Source organism: Streptococcus sp. LQJ-218, from assembly GCF_003428885.1.
Taxonomy (GTDB): domain Bacteria; phylum Bacillota; class Bacilli; order Lactobacillales; family Streptococcaceae; genus Streptococcus.
In genome coordinates this window covers 31,831-51,693 of record NZ_QQRU01000011.1, presented here as the reverse complement: position 1 = coordinate 51,693, position 19,863 = coordinate 31,831, and the positions used below count along the sequence as shown (strand labels likewise).

Here is a 19,863-nt window from a genome sequence, read left to right as displayed (position 1 = left end):
CTTCTTTATACAATTCTTTAAACATAACGTTCCCCTTTCTAGATACAGTTTAACAAATAAAGAAGCTAATTGGGTTCTTTTCTCTGTTCTGTTCTCTCTACCTCCTCAACTGCACAAAAAAGAGAGGACTTGCCTCTCTTTGGGTTATAATTCTGCAATTTGGTTTAGGTTTACTTCTGCAACTGTATCATTACCAAACATAGAGATAATCATCTTCACTTTATTGTTATCAATCTCTGCAATTTTACCAGTATAGTCTGCAAAAGCACCGTCAATAATACGTACAGTTTGACCAACTTCAACATCGATATCAAACTCTTGTACAGTTTGTCCCATAGAAACCAAGATATCACGGATTTCTTGTTCCAATAATGGAGTTGGTTTTGATCTATTTCCGTGAGATCCGACGAATCCTGTAACGTTTGGTGTATTTCGAACAACAAACCAAGCTTCATCCGTCATAACCATTTCTACAAGAACATAACCTGGAAAGCGATTTTCTTCTACTTCTTTTCTCTTTCCATTTTTTTCAACTTGCACGGTTTGTGTTGGAATTTCAACACGTAGAATGTTATCCAACATATTGTAGGTTTGTGCACGTTGTAATAGATTTTCTTTTACCTTATTTTCATAACCAGAATAGGTTTGTAAGACAAACCATCCTTTATCAAAACTATCCATGATACTTCCTTTCATAATAGAAGACTTTTAGCGTGAATAACTCCACAGTTCTTCTAAAAAATGTTAATAAATCGAATCAAACCTGAAACAATCAACTTGTCAAAAATATAAATAATCACAACAAAGAAAGCAGTATATTCCATGATAGAACGAAAATCTCTCCAGCTTTCCTTGCGAGTTGGCCATGTTGTGTCTTTAAGAAGTCTAAAAATATCTCCAATAAAACGCATCGCTCTCTCCTATCTCGTTTCTCTATGTGTAGTGTACTTACCACAATGTTTACAAAATTTATTTACTTCTAGTCGTGTAGGCTTGGGGTTTCCGCTGATCTTGATTGAATAGTTTCTTGAACCACAAACCGCACAAGCTAGGCTTGCTTTTTTTAATGCCATAACGCCTCCATCTTATCTATTATAACAAGAAAGCTAGGCTTTGACAAGCATCTTAACGAAATAGATTGACTACCGAATCCCATATCGTTTGAGCCTTTTCCTTAATTTTAGCATCCGAGATAGCACGGCTAGCCTCATCTACTAGACTTTGCGCACGTCCTCGAATATCAGACAAATTATCATCTGTCTGGCTATTATCATTCGTTTGTACTTGTTTTTTTGTGTTAGCTGGTGCGATTCCATTTTGCTTATACGCATTTTCAACTGTAAAGGTACTTCCTGGCGTATAAGGTAAAATGGTATTTGCAATATTTCTAAAGACATGAGCTGCACCGTTTGAAGTAGATCCTGCCAGATAGTGATTTTCATCAGTCGTCGGGAAACCAAGCCAATGACTGATTACCACATCAGGAGTATAACCAATTACCCACTGGTCACTTGTGTACTCCGGATTGAAAACTGCTTCAGTTGTACCAGTTTTTCCTGCCATTACATAATCTGCAGGAGATGAACTAATACCGGTACCGTTGGTGAATGTCCCCAACATCATACTGGTCATCTTATCAGCTACAGACTTATCAATCACCCGTTTTTGTGAATTTTTATGGCTCGCAATAACCTGACCACTAGCATTTTCAATTCTACTAATAAAATGAGCTTCCGGCATTAAACCTTCATTTGCAAAAGCAGCATATGCTTGAGCCATTTGAAGAGGATTGGTTTCGACACCGCTTCCCAAAGCCACACCGAGAACACGATCGACGTTTTCCATGTTGAGTCCGAATTTTTCTCCGGCCTCAAAAGCCTTGTCTACGCCCAAATCATTAACAGTGGCAACAGCAGGCAAATTAAGCGATTCCGCCAAGGCTTGATACATAGGAACTTCTCGACTCGTTTTGATCCCTGCATAGTTATCAACCTTATAGTTGTCATACTGCATGGTATGGTTATCCAACTGCTTATTTAAAGCCCAGCCTGCTTCAACTGCAGGCGTATAAACAACTAAGGGCTTAATTGTAGAACCAGGGCTACGTTTTGATTGAGTTGCATAGTTGAAGTTCCGGAATCCAGTTTTATCATTGTCGGCAACCTGACCGACAACTCCACGAACTCCCCCTGTTTTCGGTTCGAGAGCTACGCTTCCTGATTGAGCAAATGTTCCATCCTCTGCCCTCGGAAATAGCGATGTATTTTCATAGACAACCTGCATATTTGCTTGATAGTTTTGGTCCAGTTCTGTATAAATGCGGTAGCCATTATTGACAATTTCTTCCTCTGTTAGATTATACTTGGAAACGGCTTCGTTAACCACCGCATCAAAGTAAGAGGGATAGCGGTAATCTGAGATTTTTCCTTCATACTTATCGTGCAATTGCGAAGTCATATCAACTTCTGCAGCTTCGCTTTCTTGATTTTTATCAATATAACCCGCTGCAACCATATTTTGCAAGACAGTATCACGACGATTGGTAGAATCTTCTACGGAATTCAAAGGATTATACAGTTCCGGTCCTTTAAGCATCCCTGCCAGAGTCGCAGCTTGATCCAGACTCACTTCTGATGCAGAGACTCCAAAATATTTCTTACTCGCATCTTCTACACCCCACACACCATTTCCAAAATAGGCATTGTTAAGGTACATGGTTAATATCTGTTCCTTACTGTATTTTTTTGTTAATTCTAAGGCAAGGAAAAATTCTTTCGCTTTTCTCTCAACGGTTTGATCCTGTGACAGATAGGCATTTTTAGCCAGCTGTTGGGTAATAGTAGAACCACCACCTGAACGACCAGCAGTGACAATTGCCAAGAAGAAACGACCATAGTTAATCCCGTCATTTTTATAGAAAGAACGGTCTTCTGTCGCAATAACAGCATCCTGCAAATTTTTACTGATGTCAGTCAGTTCAACATAGGTTCCCTTTTGACCAGACAAGGCACCAGCCTCTTTTTCTTCACGGTCAAAAATGAGTGTCCGAGTTTTCAAGGCACTTTGCAAATCATTGACATTGGTTGATTTGGCTACAGCAAACAAATAGGTTCCAACTAGCAAGCCTGCACTCAAACCTAGTATAAGGACAATCTTTGTTAGATGATAACGACGCCAGAATTTTCGAATCGGACCCACTTGGGCTAATTTTTTTCTATCACTACGAGAGCGACGCAAGCTAGTAGCCGCAGAATCCTCTAGTTCACTGGTTTCTTTTTTAAAAAGAGAAAGAAATTTCTCAAATAATTTATCTAATTTCATGCGTTTATTTTATCATCTTCATCATAGGAAGACAAGAATTTAGCTATTTTCTATCCAAATAGGGCTTTTTTTGTTACAATATCTGTATGCAATTCACATTTACATTACCAGACTCTCTACCTCAAATGACGGTAAAGCAGTTACTTGAGGAGCAACTCCTTATCCCTAGAAAAATTCGTCATTTTTTGAGAATCAAGAAACACATTTTGATTAATCAGCGAGAAGTTCATTGGAACGAGATGGTGAAGCCTGGAGATGTTTGCCAATTGTCTTTTGACGAGGAAGATTATCCCGAAAAAGAAATTCCTTGGGGCAACCCAAACCTAGTTCAGGAAGTTTATCAAGATCAACACTTGATTATTGTCAATAAACCAGAGGGGATGAAAACGCATGGTAATCAGCCAAACGAAATTGCCCTTCTTAACCATGTCAGTGCCTATGTTGGCCAAACCTGCTATGTCGTTCATCGTCTAGACATGGAGACCAGCGGTTTAGTCCTTTTTGCTAAAAATCCTTTTATCCTACCTATTCTCAATCGCTTATTGGAGAAAAAAGAGATTGCTAGAGAATATTGGGCACTAGTTGATGGAAATATCAATAAAAAAGAACTTGTCTTCAAAGACAAAATTGGGCGTGATCGCCATGACCGCAGAAAACGAATAGTTGATAGAAAAAATGGGCAATATGCTGAAACGCATATAAGCAGATTAAAACAATTTCCAAATAAAACTTCCTTGGTTCGTTGCAAGCTAAAGACAGGGCGAACCCATCAGATTCGTGTGCACCTTTCGCATCATAACCTTCCTATTTTAGGTGACCCTCTCTATAATAGCAAATTAAAGACAAGTCGGCTTATGCTTCATGCCTTCCGTTTGTCCTTAACCCACCCACTTACTTTAGAAAAGTTAAGTTTCACTGCTCTTTCAGATACTTTTGAAAAAGAATTAAAAAAGAATGGATGATTATGTCATCCATTTTTCCATATAAAAAAACAAGACCAAGAGGCCTTGCTTTTTATCGACTCAAGAATTATTTAGCAATTTTTGCGAAGTATTCAAGAGTACGAACAAGTTGTGCAGTGTATGACATTTCGTTGTCGTACCATGATACAACTTTAACCAATTGTTTACCGTCAACGTCAAGAACTTTAGTTTGAGTTGCGTCAAACAATGAACCGTAAGACATACCTAAGATATCTGAAGATACGATTGGATCTTCTGTGTAACCGTATGATTCGTTTGAAGCTGCTTTCATAGCTGCGTTCACTTCATCAACCGTAACGTTCTTTTCAAGAACTGCTACCAACTCAGTTACAGAACCTGCTGGAACAGGAACACGTTGAGCAGCTCCGTCCAATTTACCGTTCAATTCTGGGATTACAAGACCGATAGCTTTTGCAGCACCAGTTGAGTTAGGAACGATGTTTACAGCACCAGCGCGAGCACGGCGAAGGTCACCACCACGGTGTGGTCCGTCAAGGATCATTTGGTCACCAGTGTAAGCGTGGATAGTAGTCATCAATCCTTCTACAACACCAAAGTTGTCTTGAAGAGCTTTAGCCATTGGAGCCAAGCAGTTTGTAGTACATGAAGCACCTGAGATAACTGTTTCAGTACCGTCAAGAACGTCGTGGTTAGTGTTGAATACAACTGTTTTAACGTCGTTTCCACCAGGAGCAGTGATAACAACTTTTTTAGCTCCACCTTTAAGGTGTTTTTCAGCTGCTTCTTTCTTAGCAAAGAAACCAGTAGCTTCAAGAACGATTTCTACACCGTCAGTAGCCCAGTCGATTTGTTCTGGATCACGTTCAGCAGAAACTTTGATGAATTTACCATTAACTTCAAATCCACCTTCTTTAACTTCAACAGTACCGTCGAAACGACCTTGAGTTGTGTCGTATTTCAACAAGTGTGCAAGCATAACTGGATCTGTAAGGTCGTTGATGCGTGTAACTTCAACACCTTCTACGTTTTGGATACGACGGAAAGCAAGACGACCGATACGTCCGAAACCGTTAATACCAACTTTAACTACCATTAGTGATTTCCTCCTTATGAAAATCATGAAATTTTTATTGTGAAAAGAGTAACTTGAATCACTACAAATCACCTTTCAACAAACCTATTATATAACTATTTAAGTTTAATTGCAAGCGCTGGACTTGTTTTTCTGATAAGCTTTTATAATATTTTCATTTATTTACTCGAGCTTGAACCTGCCTCTTGTTCTATGGATTTCTTAATAAAAATATATTCTCTAACTCGCAGAGACCCTGAGACAACAAGTTCTCAGTTATAAAAAGGCTAGAGATTTCCAATTGTGGAACCGTTGCTTTTTTTGATAAAATCGAGATACTATTGTCCCAGGTTCATTTTTTAGGAGCTAGCAATTGTTTTGTAGCTTTAAAAATGATATTCTTAATGGTGTTTAAGAAGGAGAAATGAATGAATAGAAAAGCGGTTGTCTTTGTAGCAGAGTTATCCTATATGGAAAAATTAGAAATTGCTATCAAATCACTTTGTGCCCATCATCGCCAATTAAAAATCTATGTACTGAATGAAAATATCCCGACAGAGTGGTTTCAACTGATGAATCATCGTTTGGCAACCATTGACTCAGAGATTTTGAACTGTCGGGTTGCCTCAGAGAGTTTCAAGCAGTTCTCACTGCCAAGCTCACATCTTCACTATGCGACCTTTTTCCGTTATTGCATTTCAGACTTAGTCGAAGAAGATCGTATTCTCTATTTGGATTGTGATATGATTGTGACGAAACCTCTATCAGACTTATTTGAAGTAGATCTTGATGGCTGTGGTATAGGTGCAGTAGAAGATCGCCCAACAACAAGAGAGGGCTTCAATGCCGGACTGCTCGTATTGGACTTGGCATGGTGGCGTGATCACCAGACGACGCAAGCTCTATTTGAGTTGACCAAGGAGCATCACCAGCATGTTTATGGAGATCAAGGAATTTTGAATCACTACTTCAAGGATGCTTGGCTTCGCCTGCCTTTGACCTATAACCTTCAAGTAGGATCGGATAAGGATCAGCATCAGTATGGAGACCTGGCCTGGTATGATGAGTTTTCAGGTCTTCCAGCAGTTATTCATTATACATCTCACAATAAACCTTGGACAGCCAATCGTTTCAATCGTTTTAGAGAGATTTGGTGGTTCTATTATACTTTATCTTGGGAAGATACCTTATTGAGAAAGCCACTCATGCAGCAGCGCTTAGAAGATCTAGTAGGGGAATTCCCTTATCATACTGCGGTTTATACTCATTCGGCAGATTTACATGAGGTAGAGTGTCTACTGAGAGCCTTTCCGGACGTTGCCTTTCATGTATTAGCCCCCACTCATTTTGGTTTTGGCTTGATTCAGTTGGAACGGTATCCAAATTTAATTCTTTATCCAGCCTTTGATCCTCTGACAAGTCGCAAGGTTTTAGAAAAAATCGATTTTTATCTGGATATCAATCCACATGGAGAAGTAGACCAAATTATTCAAAAAATTCACAAGTTGGGCAAGCCGATTTATTCCTTTCTTAGTACCAATCATGATCAGACTGGCCGAAATTATCTTTTTGAAGACCAGCATGTAGATCAGATGATTGAAGCTATCCGCCAGTATTTAAAGACAGTTGAGAAATAGAAAATGGAAAGAAAAGAACTTGTTAGTATTATAATTCCCATTTACAATGTGGAAAAATTTCTGAGACAGTGTCTCGAGACCGTTGTGACCCAAACCTATCCTCATTTGGAGATTATCTTAGTCAATGATGGGTCTCCTGATCAATCAGAGGCCATTTGTAAGGAGTTTTTTAAGAAGGATACACGTATTCGCTACATTCGCCAAGAAAATGCGGGTTTATCTGCTGCAAGAAATGCGGGGATTGATCTAGCAACAGGGGACTATATTACCTTTATCGACCCAGATGATTGGGTAACGGAAGACTATATCGAAACCCTCTATAACCAATTAAAAAAATATGAGGCCGATATCTCCATTGGAAACTATAATTTATATGATGATTCGAGAAGTAAATACCTCATTAAAGTTACGGAAGAGACCTACTCAGAAGCTGTATATGAGGGGCGGGCGATTATCGATCAAGATGCTGTCCAAGAAACCAAGGATATGGCTTGGGCCTGTGCCATGATGAAGCTCTTCAAGCTTTCTCTTTTTGAGAATCTTCGTTTTCCACTTGGGAAAAATGTAGAGGATAACTTCCTAATGTACAAGCTCTTGCTTAAGGCTGAGCGTGTTATTCATACAGAGAAGTGTATCTACTGGTATCGGGTCGGCAGAGAGGACACCTTATCCCAGGTCTGGACTGAGAAGCGCGTCCTGGATGAAATGGAAGCAAAAAATGAAAAGCTGGCTCTTTTAGGAATGATGGGATATGATCTGACTTTGCATCGCTATATCTACAAGACGAGATTGAAGCGAGCGATTGAAAAGCTTGAAGAAGCCCAGCTACAAGAAACAGAAACTTATCGATGTGCCCGTATAAACTTAGGTTTGTTGGAGCCCTAGATTCTTAGTTAGTGGGCTCCTTTTTAGAAAGGATTCTTATGCTAGTCATTGCACCAGAAAATAATAGAGAGTTGGAAAAGATCAGAAAGCTACTAGCTATCTTGGGGCAGTCTTATCAGGTCCTGTTTACCAATTTGGAAACAGATTTGGGGCTAGGTGAAGATAGTTTGGCTTCCCTCTTGACCTATACAGATCCTAGCTCTAGGGAGGGGCAACCCCTCTTTTTTAATGACTTGCCTGTTCCTGATTATTGGGAGCCATGGACTATGGGGATTACGACCTATATTTTTGATGGTCAGAAACGACGAGGAAATATAATCTTACGAAAAGATATCCAATCACGAACCGTAGAGTATGTAGAGTGGCTGGGTGAGGGGGATACTGTTCTGACTGTTGAGGATTACAATCGCTATGGTTGGAGAAGCCGTAAACGACTGTTGGAAGAAGATGGACAAACCTACCTGGAAATTTACTACAATCGAAATCAGGAAGAGGTCTTGCATCATTTTGTCAAAAAGGGGTATTTCCTCTATCAGAAAAAGTCTGGTCTAGATCAACTTTATGCCAATGAGGAGGAATTGAGACGAGCTCTATTCGAAAAAGTCCTTTCTGGTCAGGAACCGCTTATCTGTTTAGATTCGAAGGTAGTTCCCCTCCTACAAGAATTTGGAAAAAAAGATCTGATTTTTTGCAGTCCTCATCAAGAGAATTTAAGCGACCTACAAAAACAATTCAAGCAGATACTCATCTTGAATTACTATGCTCCTGAAGATCGAAAAGCGGACCTTCACTATATGGCTGGGTTGGTTGATCCTGGGACAATTACCTTTCAACCTAAGGCTTTGATCATGACAGCATCAGAAGAAGTGGAAAGCTTGGCCTACTTGGTAGCAAGTCTTCCCGAAGTGGACTTTCATGTTGCAGCCCTGACCAACATGGGACCCAAATTAACCAATTTAAGCTCTATTTCTAATCTTCATCTCCATCCGAATTGCTCAGAGGAGCGTTTTCAGGAGTTATTGACAAGCTGCTCGCTATATTTGGATGTGAATCATGGTAAGGAAGTTTTATCAGCCTCTATAAGAGCGATTGAAAGTGGGCAACTAATTCTTGGATTAAACACGACTGTTCATTATGAGGCTTACAAAAAATTACCAACTGTCCTCGCATCCAGTGAGTTATTACTAGAAAAGATCAAAGATGTGTTGCAATCACCAGAAGAGTTTACTAATCGGATTGAGGAACAAAGAGTCATCTTGCAATTGCCTAGGAAAGAAGATTTACTTGCATTCTTTAATTGTCGAGGGGAGGAAGCCAAATGACCATTTATACCTTTAATCTCTTGGTGGGATATGAACCAAATGGGGTAGATGTGGCTCAGGCTTCTCGGGCAATCATGCTTCGTCAGTTACAGGAGCCAGCACGATTTGTCTTTACGACCTGGCCCAGTCCTCAGAAGTTAGCCTATTATCTCTCGCTTGGCCACAAGGATGAAGAACTCTTATACGCCTATCTCAGCTTTACGGATCAAGAAATCAGTGTTCCTTCTGTCACAGTCGAGGCTCTACAAACGGACTTTCAGCTAACGGGACTAGACTTGGTGAAAAAGACGGAGACTGAGGTCCATTACCAGATTTCTAATGAACAATCACTGGTTTTTACTTTAGATCCTTATCATCAAGGCTGTGTCCGCTATGTTGATTATCTAGTGAGAGAATCTATGGTAAAACGGGAGTGGTATGGAGCTAAAAAAATCGTTACAGAGTACTTTGTAGATGAGATCATCGCTCGACGAACCTATCACCATCAAAATGGCAGGGTAGCTTTTCAGGAAATCAAGCAGGGAAAAGACTGGTTTTATCAATTGGGAAGGGAAATCTTATTGACCCAAACTCAAGTGTTGGAACGTTTTCTTGCTCGACTTGATTTAGGAAAGAGGATATTCTCTTGCTTGATCGAGCATCCTTAATGGACTTTGCCCGTCCTATTCTTGAGCAAAAGACTTCTGCTCGCTTAGGGTTTGTCTTTCACTCGGAGCATGAATTTTTGAATGGTTCTCTTAATTATGAGTACTATTATGTATTTAAATATATGCAACGCTTTGACTTCCTGCTAACAGCAACAGAACTTCAAAAAGAGGTCTTATTAGAAACCTTTAAAAAGCAAGGTATAGATGTACTCCCTATTTATGTACTTCCTGTTGGACATTTGGATCAGTTACAGCAACCATCGTCCCCTCGCCAACCTCTGAGCTTGATGACAGCCTCTCGTCTGGATCCTCGTAAACGAATTGATTTAGCCATTCGGGCGGTTGCTTTGGCCCATCAAAGGGTACCCGCTTTGCAATTTCATATCTTTGGTAAAGGAGGAGAGGAGCCTACTTTGCGCCAGCTTATACAAGATCTTCATGCGGATGATTATATCTTGCTTCAAGGACATGCAGATTTAGAGTCTCTCTATCCCCAGTATCAAGTTTATATCACGACTTCCCAGTGGGAAACCTTTGGTTTAACCCTGATGGAAGCCATTGGTTCGGGGTTGGTCTTACTTGGTTTTGATGCTCGCTATGGTAATCCAACCTTCATTCAGGATGGAAAAAATGGCTATCTAGTTCCATGTGGTGTGGATAGAAATGAAGAAGAATTGGTTGCTGACATGGCAGAGAAGCTCGTTTTTATCTTAGAAAATGACTTGAAGTCTATGCACCAGGCTTCTTATGATCTCGCAAGGAACTATTTGAGAGAAAAGATTGTTCAAGCTTGGCGTCAAGTGCTCGACGAACTGAGGGAGGACCTTTAAAGCACTGAATACTAAGCGAATGAATCTGATTTCTGCAGGGTGAAAAACTCCTGCAGATTTTTTCGATTTTAGGCGGTATCAATTTTATTTTACCAAGACTATCGCAACCAAGTAAAAAACAACGGCACAAAACCGTTGCTTTTTTTGATAAAATCGAGACACTATTGTCCCAGACTCTTAATTTAGTATACTATCAATAAATAATATTATAGAAGCAATAATAACTATGATTTTACCTATTTGGATAAGCTTATTTTGAGATTTAAATATATTTTCTAACAAAAATATTTGGATCACACACATTATAGGAATTAAATTTTTTGAAATTGTGAAGTATCCAAACAAATAGACTATAAATAATAAAAATAAAACGACATTATATTTCTTATTCAAAACAGTTATCACCCATTGCCTTAATTTCCAAAATAGTAGATTCCATATCCACTACAGCATATCCAAATTTTATAATATTTTCGTAATTAGCTCCAGATTCAGCAATGGATATTAAAGTGGAAGCGGCTGCCTTGATAGTTCCTACTGCTACTATAAATTGTTTAATTTTAGCAAGCATAGCAATACCTATAGCAGCAGATCCTACCGCCCAAGCAACTGCACCTACATATCCCCAAAAGTCCCTGACCTGTTCTTCATTATCAAATTTTAAATCTATACCTTTGCTAAGCATATATTTATCAATTTCTTCCTGATTCCCTCTTTCCAACATTCCTTGTGGCATTTCATCTACTGCTTTTAAAATTAATAAAATAGATTCTTCCGATAAATCATTAAAAGTATTTCCAAGCTTTGTCGCTGAAACCACCTCATTAGCATGAACAACTAAAACACCTTCTGTAAGTGCTATATTCAACATTACTGTACTAAGTAATGCAACACTCACCATTTTTATTTTTTTTCATAATCAAAAATCCTCTCTCTATAGTTTTTGATTACCAATCTTAATGATTTACAATTACATTATAATAAAAATTGAAAGCGCTACCAATAGATATGTCTTGTTTTTTTGGGCAAAAACAACAAAATTGTCTTTTTAGTTCGCCATTTCGTCATTTATCTTACTGTCTTTAGTGATGGCTTACATTTCCTTGCCTCCAACAATCAATTGGTAAGAAATCTTGCTGGTTTGTGAAGCACGAATTTTGAACTGCATTTTTCATTGTGCTCATCTACATCGGCACGGACAAGGGATCTGAGTTCTCCTATGTGGAGGAGCTTGAGCGAGACATTGATGGGAAGTCTCACCTCTACTTCTGCGACCCTAGCCGTCCTGACCAGAAGGGGCGGATTGAGAAAAACCATACAGTTTTGCGAGCCATTCTTCCCAAGGGTACTTCCTTTGACCATTTAACTCAGAAAGACATCAATCTAGTCATTTCCCATGTCAATTCCTTGAAACGAGAAGAGTTTCAAGGGAAATCTGCTTACGACGTCTTCACCTTCACATTTGGCAAGGACATCGCTCCTCTTTTGGGTTGCCAATTTGTCAAACCAGAAGACACACACTTATCACCTGATTTATTGAAATAAAGGGAAGTTTCCCCTCTAACTAAACATCTTATCACCATCGAAAAGTCTCACACTAAACGCTAGCAACTGGAATTTACTCTAAGACGACTCCGTTTTAGGGCTATTTGTCGTGCACTTTTTTCTGAGTCTTTTCGCTTTTGAACCCTTATATAGCAAGAAAAAGAAAACCAGTGGAAGTTAGTCTAAGACGGATTTCCACTGGTTTCACGCGTTTTTCTCATACTAAAAGCTAGGTTGTGGGAAACTGGAAGTTAGTTTGAGAAGTTACCAGTTTCTTTTTAGGGATGATAATCTAGTAACGTCCTTAACTATTCGTATCGTAGCGATTCTACAGGATCCATTTTACTAATTTTACGTGCTGGGAAGTAGGCTGAGACATAACCAAGTAATAGAGCGAAAGCTAGAGTTCCTAAAATAGATAGAAGATTTAATTCAAAAACCTTCGTGATGGATGGGTAAAAATGACTCACAATCGCATTCGCCAAACTTCCCACCCCTTGTGCAACCAAAAATGCTAATAGCAAGGCGATGCCTACAATCCAGATAGCCTCGTAAATAAAAATTCCTTTGACATCACGATTTTGATAACCAACTGCCTTCATGACACCTATTTCCTTAGAACGTTGCATGATATTGATGTAAATGATAATACCAATCATGACCGCTGCTACCACAATAGCTTGTGATGAAAGCACAATCAACAATCCCTGAATGACACGAATAAAGGTAATCACAATATCAAGAATCTTCTGTTGAGAAAGGACAGTATACTTCTTATTTTTCTGTAATTCTTCTGTTACCGCTTTTGTCTGTGATGGATCTTTGAGTTCCAAGATAAAATAAGATACAGCTTTTGTAAATCCAGCTTCTTTCAAAATCGTTTCCATTTGATGAGACGGCATGAAACTGTTGCTGTCCTCCATGTCATCTTCATCATTGATCACACGTACAATTTTTGTTTGAAATTGAGAAGTCTTGCTACCTTCAGCCCCATTTTCTACAATGCTTGCCGATACTGTTTTGCCTATAACATCACTAGCTGTCAGATTGTTTCCTGTCTGTTCATTCCAATTTTTTAGTAGACTCATCGGAATCGTCAAACCCTGCTCCTTTGCATCAGTGTATATAGGCCCTGCTAGCACTTTTTCTTTCTCATTACTGCTAACGGAGATACTTGTATCCTCATATAAACTCACCACTTGAGCATAAGATGGCATCGTTTGGCTCAGATCCATTTCTTGTCCATCTATAGTAATAGTTGACATGATCATCCCAAAAGGACTCTCCAAATATTTAATAGCTTCTTTCCCAACTGTATCCACGATATAGTTCTTATCATCTTGGTTCAAAAAGCCTCGTCCAGCATTCTCTGTGTTTAAAGCAATCTGAACTTGAGAAGGAATTTGACCTCCATTCGTATTTTCATCAATCATCGAAATCAAAGCATTTCCTAAGCCGAAAGAAATTAAGACTCCTACAAAACCGATTGAGGTTGCTAGCGCAATCAATAGGTTACGCCACTTTCTTTCCATAAAGTTATTTAAAGAAAGTTTGAATTTATTTTTTAATGATAATCCTTTATTTTTTGACTTCTTCAACGACTTCACCATCCTTCATTTTGATAATCACATCTGCATATTCGGCAACCTCTGGATTATGGGTTACGATCACTACTGTTTTCCCTGTTTGGGCTAAATTTTTAAATACCTCCAATACCTTTTCTTGGGATTGAGAATCCAGTGACCCTGTTGGCTCATCAGCTACAATCATATCCGGTTGATTGACCAGAGCACGCGCAATGGCTACACGTTGCTTTTGACCTCCAGAAAGCTGTTTAACATTTTTAGCCATAAAAGGCTCCATGCCCAAGTTACTTAATTGCTCCTTTGCAATCATTGTCATCTCCCTGTCAGATAAATCTTTGACATAGAGAGGGAGCTTGACATTGTCCAAGACAGACTGATGAGGAATGAGGTTAAAATTTTGAAATACAAATCCAATCTTATCTTTACGAAATTGAGTTAGGTCAATCTCTGATAAGTCACGGAGGGATTCCCCTTTAAACTCTAAAACTCCTTCGTATTGTCTATCTAGACCACTGATAATGTTTAGCAAGCTAGTTTTGCCACAGCCTGATGGACCGTAAATCGCTGTAATTTTACCTTTTGCAATCTGCAGGTTAATATTTCTTAGGGCCTGCTCTTGATGCTTACCGTCCAAAGTGTAAAACTTTGAAATATTTTTAATGGATAAAATGGACATTCTTATCTCCTTGTTTGAAACATTTATCGTCATACATCATACTGATAGAAAATCCTTCAAGCGACATCAGCACCAAATGTATACCTAGTAAAATTCATTGTAACAAAAAAGCGACATTTCACCAATGACAGAAATGTCACTCCTATAAACCATTTAACGGTATCTTTCTAGGTCCTCAGCCCATTCATTATCTAAACTAACGATTAACTTCTCATTGCCAAACATCCTCGCCATCATTTTTGCTTCTTCATACTTTTGTTTGGCTGTATCATAATCCGTCTGAATATAATATTTCCACTCCACCATCAAGACAATCGGTTGTTTTTGAAAATCTCGTGTTTTTTCAGAAATCCAATTAAGTTTTTCCACAGCTAACTTAAATAATTCTAAGTCATTCAGCAATTCACAACTTCCCAGCCCTGCAAATAACACATCACGAACAAGAAATAAATCGTCGGTACTGCTATTTTCTACGTTATTACACACTTTTTGAAACATTAATTGAAGTTTCTGCTGTTCGCTAATAGATAACTGTCCTTTTTTTATATTTTCTAAATAACTACACAAAAAATACAATCTAATTTTTAAAAGTTCTGAAAAGGAAAATTCTCTTTGATTCCAAAGCTCCTCAAAAGATTCATCTAAAAGCGCTATTCCATACTGTTCATTATCCGTCGCCCTCACCTCATCTATAGCTTGAAGACAATCCACTATCATCTTCTCATCACGGGGCAGGTCATCATAAAAACACTCAAAAATCTCATCAAAATATTCTTCCTTTTGTTCCTGCAACTCTTTGTCTCCATAGTCAGGATGATGAAGTAGAAAGTATTTTAATTCTTGGTAACGCTTCGGTAATTCCTTATAATCTGGCATCAAGACATAGGACGGAATTTCTAATCTATCTGCAATATATTCTAGTGTTTTTATCGTCGGGCGAAATTCTCCTTTTTCGATTCTCACCAACTGACGGACTGACAGTTCTGACTCATCTCCACAAAAAACAGGGCGACTAAGTCCTTTCTCTTCTCTAAGAAGTCTTACCTTTTCCCCTAGATCATTCATCTCTTAGATTTCTCCCTCGCACGATTATCAAAGCTTTGATTTTCAAATAAACATATGCGATGATTATACCATTTTTCAAATAGAATTACAAAAAAGAGACAGGAAATTCCTGCCTCTAGGCTGATAATTAATTATTTGCGGCGTCCTGGTCTTTCTTTGTAGCCATAGTAAGCATCTTCGATGATTTCTTGCATGTGGTCAACCATTGGAAGACGTGGGTTAGCTGGTGAACATTGATCTTCATAAGCAAGGAAGGCCAATTCACGTGAATGTTCTTTCCATTCTTTTTCATCAATTCCTTGTGCTTTGAAGTTCATTTGGATACCTACGCGCTCACCGAGTTCGTAGACAGCTTTTGCGTAAGATTCCACACCTTCTTCTGGAGTAGAAGCTGGAAGGCCGAGCATGCGAGCGATATCTTGGTATTTTTCATCTGCACGGTAGTAGTTGTACTTAGGCCATGTTGCTGTCTTAGCTGGACGTGTACCATTGTAGCGGATGACGTATGGAAGCAAAATTGCATTTGTACGACCGTGGATTGTGTGGAATTGGGCACCAATCTTATGGGCCATTGAGTGAGAAATACCTAGGAAGGCATTAGCAAAGGCCATACCAGCGATTGTTGAAGCGTTATGCATTTTCTCACGTGAGTGGAAGTCTGCATTCTTAACTGAGCTTTCAAGGTTTTCAAATACAAGTTTGATAGCTTGAAGCGCAAGACCGTCAGTGTAGTCGCTAGCCATTTGGGATACGTATGCTTCAGTCGCGTGGGTCAATACGTCCATACCAGTATCCGCAGCAACAAATCCAGGAACTGTCAATACCAAAGCAGGGTCTACGATTGCCACAGTTGGTGTCAATGAGTAGTCAGCGATTGGGTATTTGCGGTTGTTTGCTTTATCAGAGATAACGGCAAATGGTGTTACTTCAGACCCTGTACCAGATGTAGTTGGAATCGCGATGAATTTAGTCTTCTTACCAAGCAATGGGAATTTGAAGGCACGTTTACGGATATCCATGAATTTTTGTACAAGGTCACGGAAGTCTACTTCTGGTTGTTCGTAGAAGAGCCACATTACTTTAGCAGCATCCATTGGAGATCCACCACCGAGAGCGATGATTGTATCTGGTTTGAAAGCACGCATGATCTCAGTACCACGCTCAACTGTAGTGATATCTGGATCTGGTTCTACATCTGCAAAGATTTGGTAAACAACCTTATTGCGACGAAGGTCAAGTTGTTCGATGATACGATCAAGGAAACCAAGCTCTACCATGGCATGGTCAGTAACGATCATGACACGTTCTACGTCACGACATTTTTGAAGGTATTGAATTGAATCACGTTCAAAGTATGTTTTTGAAGGAAGTTTCATCCATTGCATGTTATTTCTCCGTCTTCCGACTTTTTTGATGTTCAAGAGGTTAATGGCACTAACGTTATCCCCAACTGAGTTGCGTCCGTAAGAACCACATCCAAGTGTCAATGATGGCAAGAAGGCATTGTAAACGTCCCCGATACCACCGAAAGTAGAAGGTGAGTTACAGATAACACGAATAGCTTTAACAGCTTTACCAAATTCTTTAGTCAATTCTTCGTCAGCTGTGTGGATAGCTGCTGAGTGTCCAAGACCGTTAAATTCAACCATTTGACGAGCCTTAGTAATACCATCCTCACGGCTTTCAGATTTCAAAACGGCGATAACTGGTGACAATTTTTCACGAGTCAATGGCTCATTTTCACCAACTTCTTTACATTCTGCAGCAAGAATGTTTGTTCCTTCTGGAACAGTAAATCCTGCTTGTTCTGCAATCCAAGTTGCTGGTTTACCAACGATGTCAGCGTTCAATTTTGCACCAGCACAGTTTTTGCTGTTTGCTTTCACGCCGAAGCAGAACTCTTCAAGAAGGGCTTTTTCTTTTTTGTTTACAAAGTAAGTGTGGTAAGATTTGAACTCTGCTACAAATTCATCATAAATTTCTTTATCGATAATAACCGCTTGTTCAGATGCACAGACCATACCGTTATCAAATGATTTAGACATGACGATATCGTGAGCAGCTTGGCGGATGTTAGCTGATTTTTCAACATAAGCTGGAACGTTTCCGGCACCTACCCCAAGAGCTGGTTTACCACATGAGTATGCAGCTTTAACCATGGCATTACCACCTGTTGCAAGGATTGTTGCAACACCTTCGTGGTTCATAAGCGCACTAGTTGCTTCCATAGATGGTTGAGTAATCCACTGTACACAGTTTTCAGGAGCTCCTGCTTTAATCGCAGCATCACGCACGATTTGAGCTGCGTGAGCTGATGATTCTTGAGCTGATGGGTGGAAGGCAAAGACGATTGGATTACGAGTCTTCAATGAAATCAATGCCTTAAAGATCGCTGTTGATGTTGGGTTTGTTGTTGGAGTGATACCACAAACAACACCAACTGGTTCAGCGATGAGAGTCAATCCTGTTACATCGTCTTCTTCGATAATGCCAACTGTTTTAGTGTGACGCATGTTGTTCACCACGTGTTCACAAGCAAACAAGTTCTTAGTCGCTTTATCTTCAAATACACCACGTCCTGTTTCTTCAAAGGCATGTAAAGCCAATTCTCCGTGGGCATCCAAAGCCGCCACTGATGCTTTAGCTACGATGTAGTCAACTTGCTCTTGGTTCAACTTACGCATTTCTTCAAGAGCAACTAGAGCTTTTTGCACCAAACCATCGACATGCTTTTCAGCAGCAAGTTTCTTTTCCTCTGGTGTCACAGTTTTTTTATCAGCCATATTTTCCTCCATAGCTTTCAAGGATTGCAAGTCCTTTGTTAATTTTTTCACAAGATTATTATAACGCATTATTTCAACTTTGTAAACAGTTTCACAAACATTTCACAAAGAATTTTTAGTTTCTTGTGAAATGTTTCTCATTTTCTTTTCTCCACAAGCTTTTCTTTTAGAGTTTGTGAAATTTATTTCAAATTTTTTTATTTCACAAACTTGATTGGAAGAGAGGCTTGGAAATCGATAGATTTTCTGGTAAGCGCTTACTTTTTATTTCTAACAATACCTCCTTTGATAAGGAGGCTTTATTTTTGTTGAAAAACGCCTTGTTTAAAAGTCCCTTCATAAACGACTTCTTGTTCAGTTGTTAGTTTCCCTTTTCCATCAGCCTGACCATTTACAAAATCACCCTCGTATGTCCAGCCTTCTTTAGATTGAAAGGTACCTTTTCCATTGAATGCTCCATTGTTGAAACCACCTGTATATTGGTCTCCATTTTGGAAGGTAATGGTACCTTGCCCATTCATTTTACCACGTACAAGACTGCCATCGTAAACAATCGTTCCATTATCAAGCTTTAGAACACCTTTTCCGGGCATATTTAGAAAAAAGACGAGTACAGCACAAAAAACAATGACGACTACTGCTAGAGTCTCTAAAAGTGGACGAGTCAGATAGACAAGATACTTTTTGTAAAAATTCTTAAGATTTTCCATCTTTACTCTCCTTTTTTAAACGTTCTAACCAAGCTTGACAACCCTCTTGAACACGCTGATAGGTTTCCTCAAAATCTCCTGTATACCAAGGGTCTGGAACACTTTCAGATGCAAATGAGTAAATCTTATCTTGACAGTCTACTGGACACATCTGACGTAAGTCAGAAACATTTGAAGCATCCATTCCGATAATATAATCAAAGGATTCAAAATCTTCCTTACTAATCTGAAGCGATGTTTTGCCTTTTTCATAAGGAATCTCATACTCTTGAAAAATCCCTTGAGTTCCCTTATGAATCGGATTGCCATGTTCCCAAGAGGACGTCGCTCGACTTTGGATTTCATAATTATCTGTCATTGATTTCATAACAAACTCGGCCATAGGGCTACGGCAAATATTTCCCAGACAGACAAAGACTAGTTTTTTCATCCCATTTCCTTTCTTTTATAGAAAAACGGGAGTTAGTAATCCCGTTTTATTTTTCAATTGCACCTTCTAATGAAGCTGTTTCTTTAAGCGGTAACACGGTCTTGATAGCAGCTAGTTCAAAAGTCAAGTAAACTCCATCTACATCAAGAACAATCGTTCTCTTCTCAGTATCCACTTCATCGACTGTTCCGTAAAGACCACCGATTGTAATCACTTCATAGCCTTTTTGAAGCTTGTTCAAGCTTTCCATACGTTTTTGTGCTTGTTTCTTTTGAGAGCGTTGCATAAAGAACATCAAGGCAAACATACCTACAAGCATGATCACAAATGTTAAATTTGGACTAATATTTTCCATAGTATTTTCTCCTTTGTATTTTACATAGGACTACTATATCAAATTTCAGCTACTT

The 19,863-nt window shown here is 39.1% G+C and carries 19 protein-coding genes and 2 pseudogenes; 7 read left to right on the top strand and 14 right to left on the bottom strand.

Features of this window, described 5'->3' with window-relative positions:
- Positions 1-144: 144 nt before the first annotated feature.
- Genes nusG through pbp2a form a run of 4 tightly spaced genes read right to left on the bottom strand, consistent with a single transcriptional unit; the run spans position 145 to position 3,321 of the window.
- Positions 145-681 carry a transcription termination/antitermination protein NusG gene (nusG, locus tag D2908_RS09565; RefSeq protein WP_033687381.1) on the bottom strand — a complete coding sequence of 179 codons (537 nt, stop codon included), beginning with the start codon at positions 679-681 and terminating at the stop codon, positions 145-147.
- A 53-nt stretch (positions 682-734) separates the two neighbouring features.
- The gene (gene secE, locus D2908_RS09560) at positions 735-911 is read right to left on the bottom strand and encodes a preprotein translocase subunit SecE (protein WP_001210990.1); all 177 of its coding nucleotides are present in this window, start codon (positions 909-911) and stop codon (positions 735-737) included.
- A gap of 9 nt (positions 912-920) precedes the next feature.
- Complete coding sequence (gene rpmG / locus D2908_RS09555; RefSeq protein WP_001809375.1) at positions 921-1,073, bottom strand: 50S ribosomal protein L33; 153 nt, start codon at positions 1,071-1,073, stop codon at positions 921-923.
- Positions 1,074-1,125: 52 nt separating this feature from the next.
- Positions 1,126-3,321 (bottom strand): penicillin-binding protein PBP2A, encoded by a 2,196-nt coding sequence (pbp2a, locus tag D2908_RS09550; RefSeq protein WP_117306672.1) that lies wholly within the window; start codon positions 3,319-3,321, stop codon positions 1,126-1,128.
- Positions 3,322-3,407: 86 nt separating this feature from the next.
- Between pbp2a and D2908_RS09545 the strand changes: the two genes are divergently transcribed.
- Entirely contained in the window at positions 3,408-4,283 is an 876-nt protein-coding gene (locus D2908_RS09545) for an RluA family pseudouridine synthase (protein WP_117306670.1), read from the top strand.
- Positions 4,284-4,350: 67 nt separating this feature from the next.
- Here the strand turns inward: D2908_RS09545 and gap are convergent, their stop codons facing one another.
- Positions 4,351-5,358 (bottom strand): type I glyceraldehyde-3-phosphate dehydrogenase, encoded by a 1,008-nt coding sequence (gap, locus tag D2908_RS09540; RefSeq protein ID WP_117306668.1) that lies wholly within the window; start codon positions 5,356-5,358, stop codon positions 4,351-4,353.
- 407 nt (positions 5,359-5,765) lie between these two features.
- On the opposite strand from gap, the gene D2908_RS09535 reads away from it, so the two are divergent.
- From D2908_RS09535 to D2908_RS10195, 5 genes are read left to right on the top strand one after another with little or no spacing between them, the layout of a single operon-like run.
- Positions 5,766-6,974 (top strand): glycosyltransferase, encoded by a 1,209-nt coding sequence (locus D2908_RS09535; RefSeq protein WP_117306666.1) that lies wholly within the window; start codon positions 5,766-5,768, stop codon positions 6,972-6,974.
- 3 nt (positions 6,975-6,977) lie between these two features.
- The gene (locus D2908_RS09530; RefSeq protein ID WP_117306664.1) at positions 6,978-7,859 is read left to right on the top strand and encodes a glycosyltransferase family 2 protein; all 882 of its coding nucleotides are present in this window, start codon (positions 6,978-6,980) and stop codon (positions 7,857-7,859) included.
- Positions 7,860-7,897: 38 nt separating this feature from the next.
- Positions 7,898-9,181 (top strand): accessory Sec system glycosyltransferase GtfB, encoded by a 1,284-nt coding sequence (locus tag D2908_RS09525; protein WP_117306662.1) that lies wholly within the window; start codon positions 7,898-7,900, stop codon positions 9,179-9,181.
- Positions 9,178-9,828, top strand: coding sequence for a hypothetical protein (locus tag D2908_RS10200; protein ID WP_240628285.1), 651 nt, complete (start codon positions 9,178-9,180; stop codon positions 9,826-9,828). Before D2908_RS09525 ends, D2908_RS10200 begins: the two co-directional genes overlap by 4 nt.
- Positions 9,807-10,658 (top strand): glycosyltransferase, encoded by an 852-nt coding sequence (locus D2908_RS10195; RefSeq protein ID WP_240628284.1) that lies wholly within the window; start codon positions 9,807-9,809, stop codon positions 10,656-10,658. Before D2908_RS10200 ends, D2908_RS10195 begins: the two co-directional genes overlap by 22 nt.
- 385 nt (positions 10,659-11,043) lie before the next feature.
- Here D2908_RS10195 and D2908_RS09510 read toward each other — a convergent pair whose 3' ends face one another.
- Positions 11,044-11,559, bottom strand: coding sequence for a hypothetical protein (locus D2908_RS09510; RefSeq protein ID WP_117306660.1), 516 nt, complete (start codon positions 11,557-11,559; stop codon positions 11,044-11,046).
- Positions 11,560-11,754: 195 nt separating this feature from the next.
- A pseudogene (locus D2908_RS10190) lies at positions 11,755-11,858 on the bottom strand (His/Gly/Thr/Pro-type tRNA ligase C-terminal domain-containing protein); the annotation flags it as partial.
- Here D2908_RS10190 and D2908_RS09505 point away from each other — a divergent pair.
- Positions 11,853-12,203, top strand: a pseudogene (locus D2908_RS09505) (IS30 family transposase); the annotation flags it as partial. The pseudogenes D2908_RS10190 and D2908_RS09505 overlap by 6 nt on opposite strands.
- Before the next feature lie 308 nt (positions 12,204-12,511).
- Here D2908_RS09505 and D2908_RS09500 read toward each other — a convergent pair.
- The 7 genes from D2908_RS09500 to yajC all read right to left on the bottom strand — a co-directional run bounded on the left by D2908_RS09500 (position 12,512) and on the right by yajC (position 19,799).
- Positions 12,512-13,813 carry an FtsX-like permease family protein gene (locus tag D2908_RS09500; RefSeq protein WP_165847498.1) on the bottom strand — a complete coding sequence of 434 codons (1,302 nt, stop codon included), beginning with the start codon at positions 13,811-13,813 and terminating at the stop codon, positions 12,512-12,514.
- Positions 13,782-14,465, bottom strand: a complete 684-nt coding sequence (locus D2908_RS09495; RefSeq protein ID WP_117306658.1) for an ABC transporter ATP-binding protein — start codon at positions 14,463-14,465, stop codon at positions 13,782-13,784. The genes D2908_RS09500 and D2908_RS09495 overlap by 32 nt, the downstream gene beginning before the upstream one ends.
- A 153-nt stretch (positions 14,466-14,618) precedes the next feature.
- Complete coding sequence (locus D2908_RS09490) at positions 14,619-15,530, bottom strand: XRE family transcriptional regulator (RefSeq protein WP_117306656.1); 912 nt, start codon at positions 15,528-15,530, stop codon at positions 14,619-14,621.
- Between the two features lie 131 nt (positions 15,531-15,661).
- Positions 15,662-18,313, bottom strand: coding sequence for a bifunctional acetaldehyde-CoA/alcohol dehydrogenase (adhE, locus tag D2908_RS09485; protein WP_117306676.1), 2,652 nt, complete (start codon positions 18,311-18,313; stop codon positions 15,662-15,664).
- Between the two features lie 299 nt (positions 18,314-18,612).
- Entirely contained in the window at positions 18,613-19,023 is a 411-nt protein-coding gene (locus D2908_RS09480; RefSeq protein WP_117306654.1) for an MORN repeat-containing protein, read from the bottom strand.
- Entirely contained in the window at positions 19,010-19,453 is a 444-nt protein-coding gene (locus D2908_RS09475; RefSeq protein WP_117306652.1) for a low molecular weight protein-tyrosine-phosphatase, read from the bottom strand. Before D2908_RS09475 ends, D2908_RS09480 begins: the two co-directional genes overlap by 14 nt.
- A gap of 46 nt (positions 19,454-19,499) precedes the next feature.
- A complete protein-coding gene (gene yajC / locus D2908_RS09470) occupies positions 19,500-19,799 on the bottom strand; it encodes a preprotein translocase subunit YajC (protein ID WP_049492702.1) in 300 nt (99 codons plus the stop codon).
- Positions 19,800-19,863 lie beyond the last annotated feature (64 nt).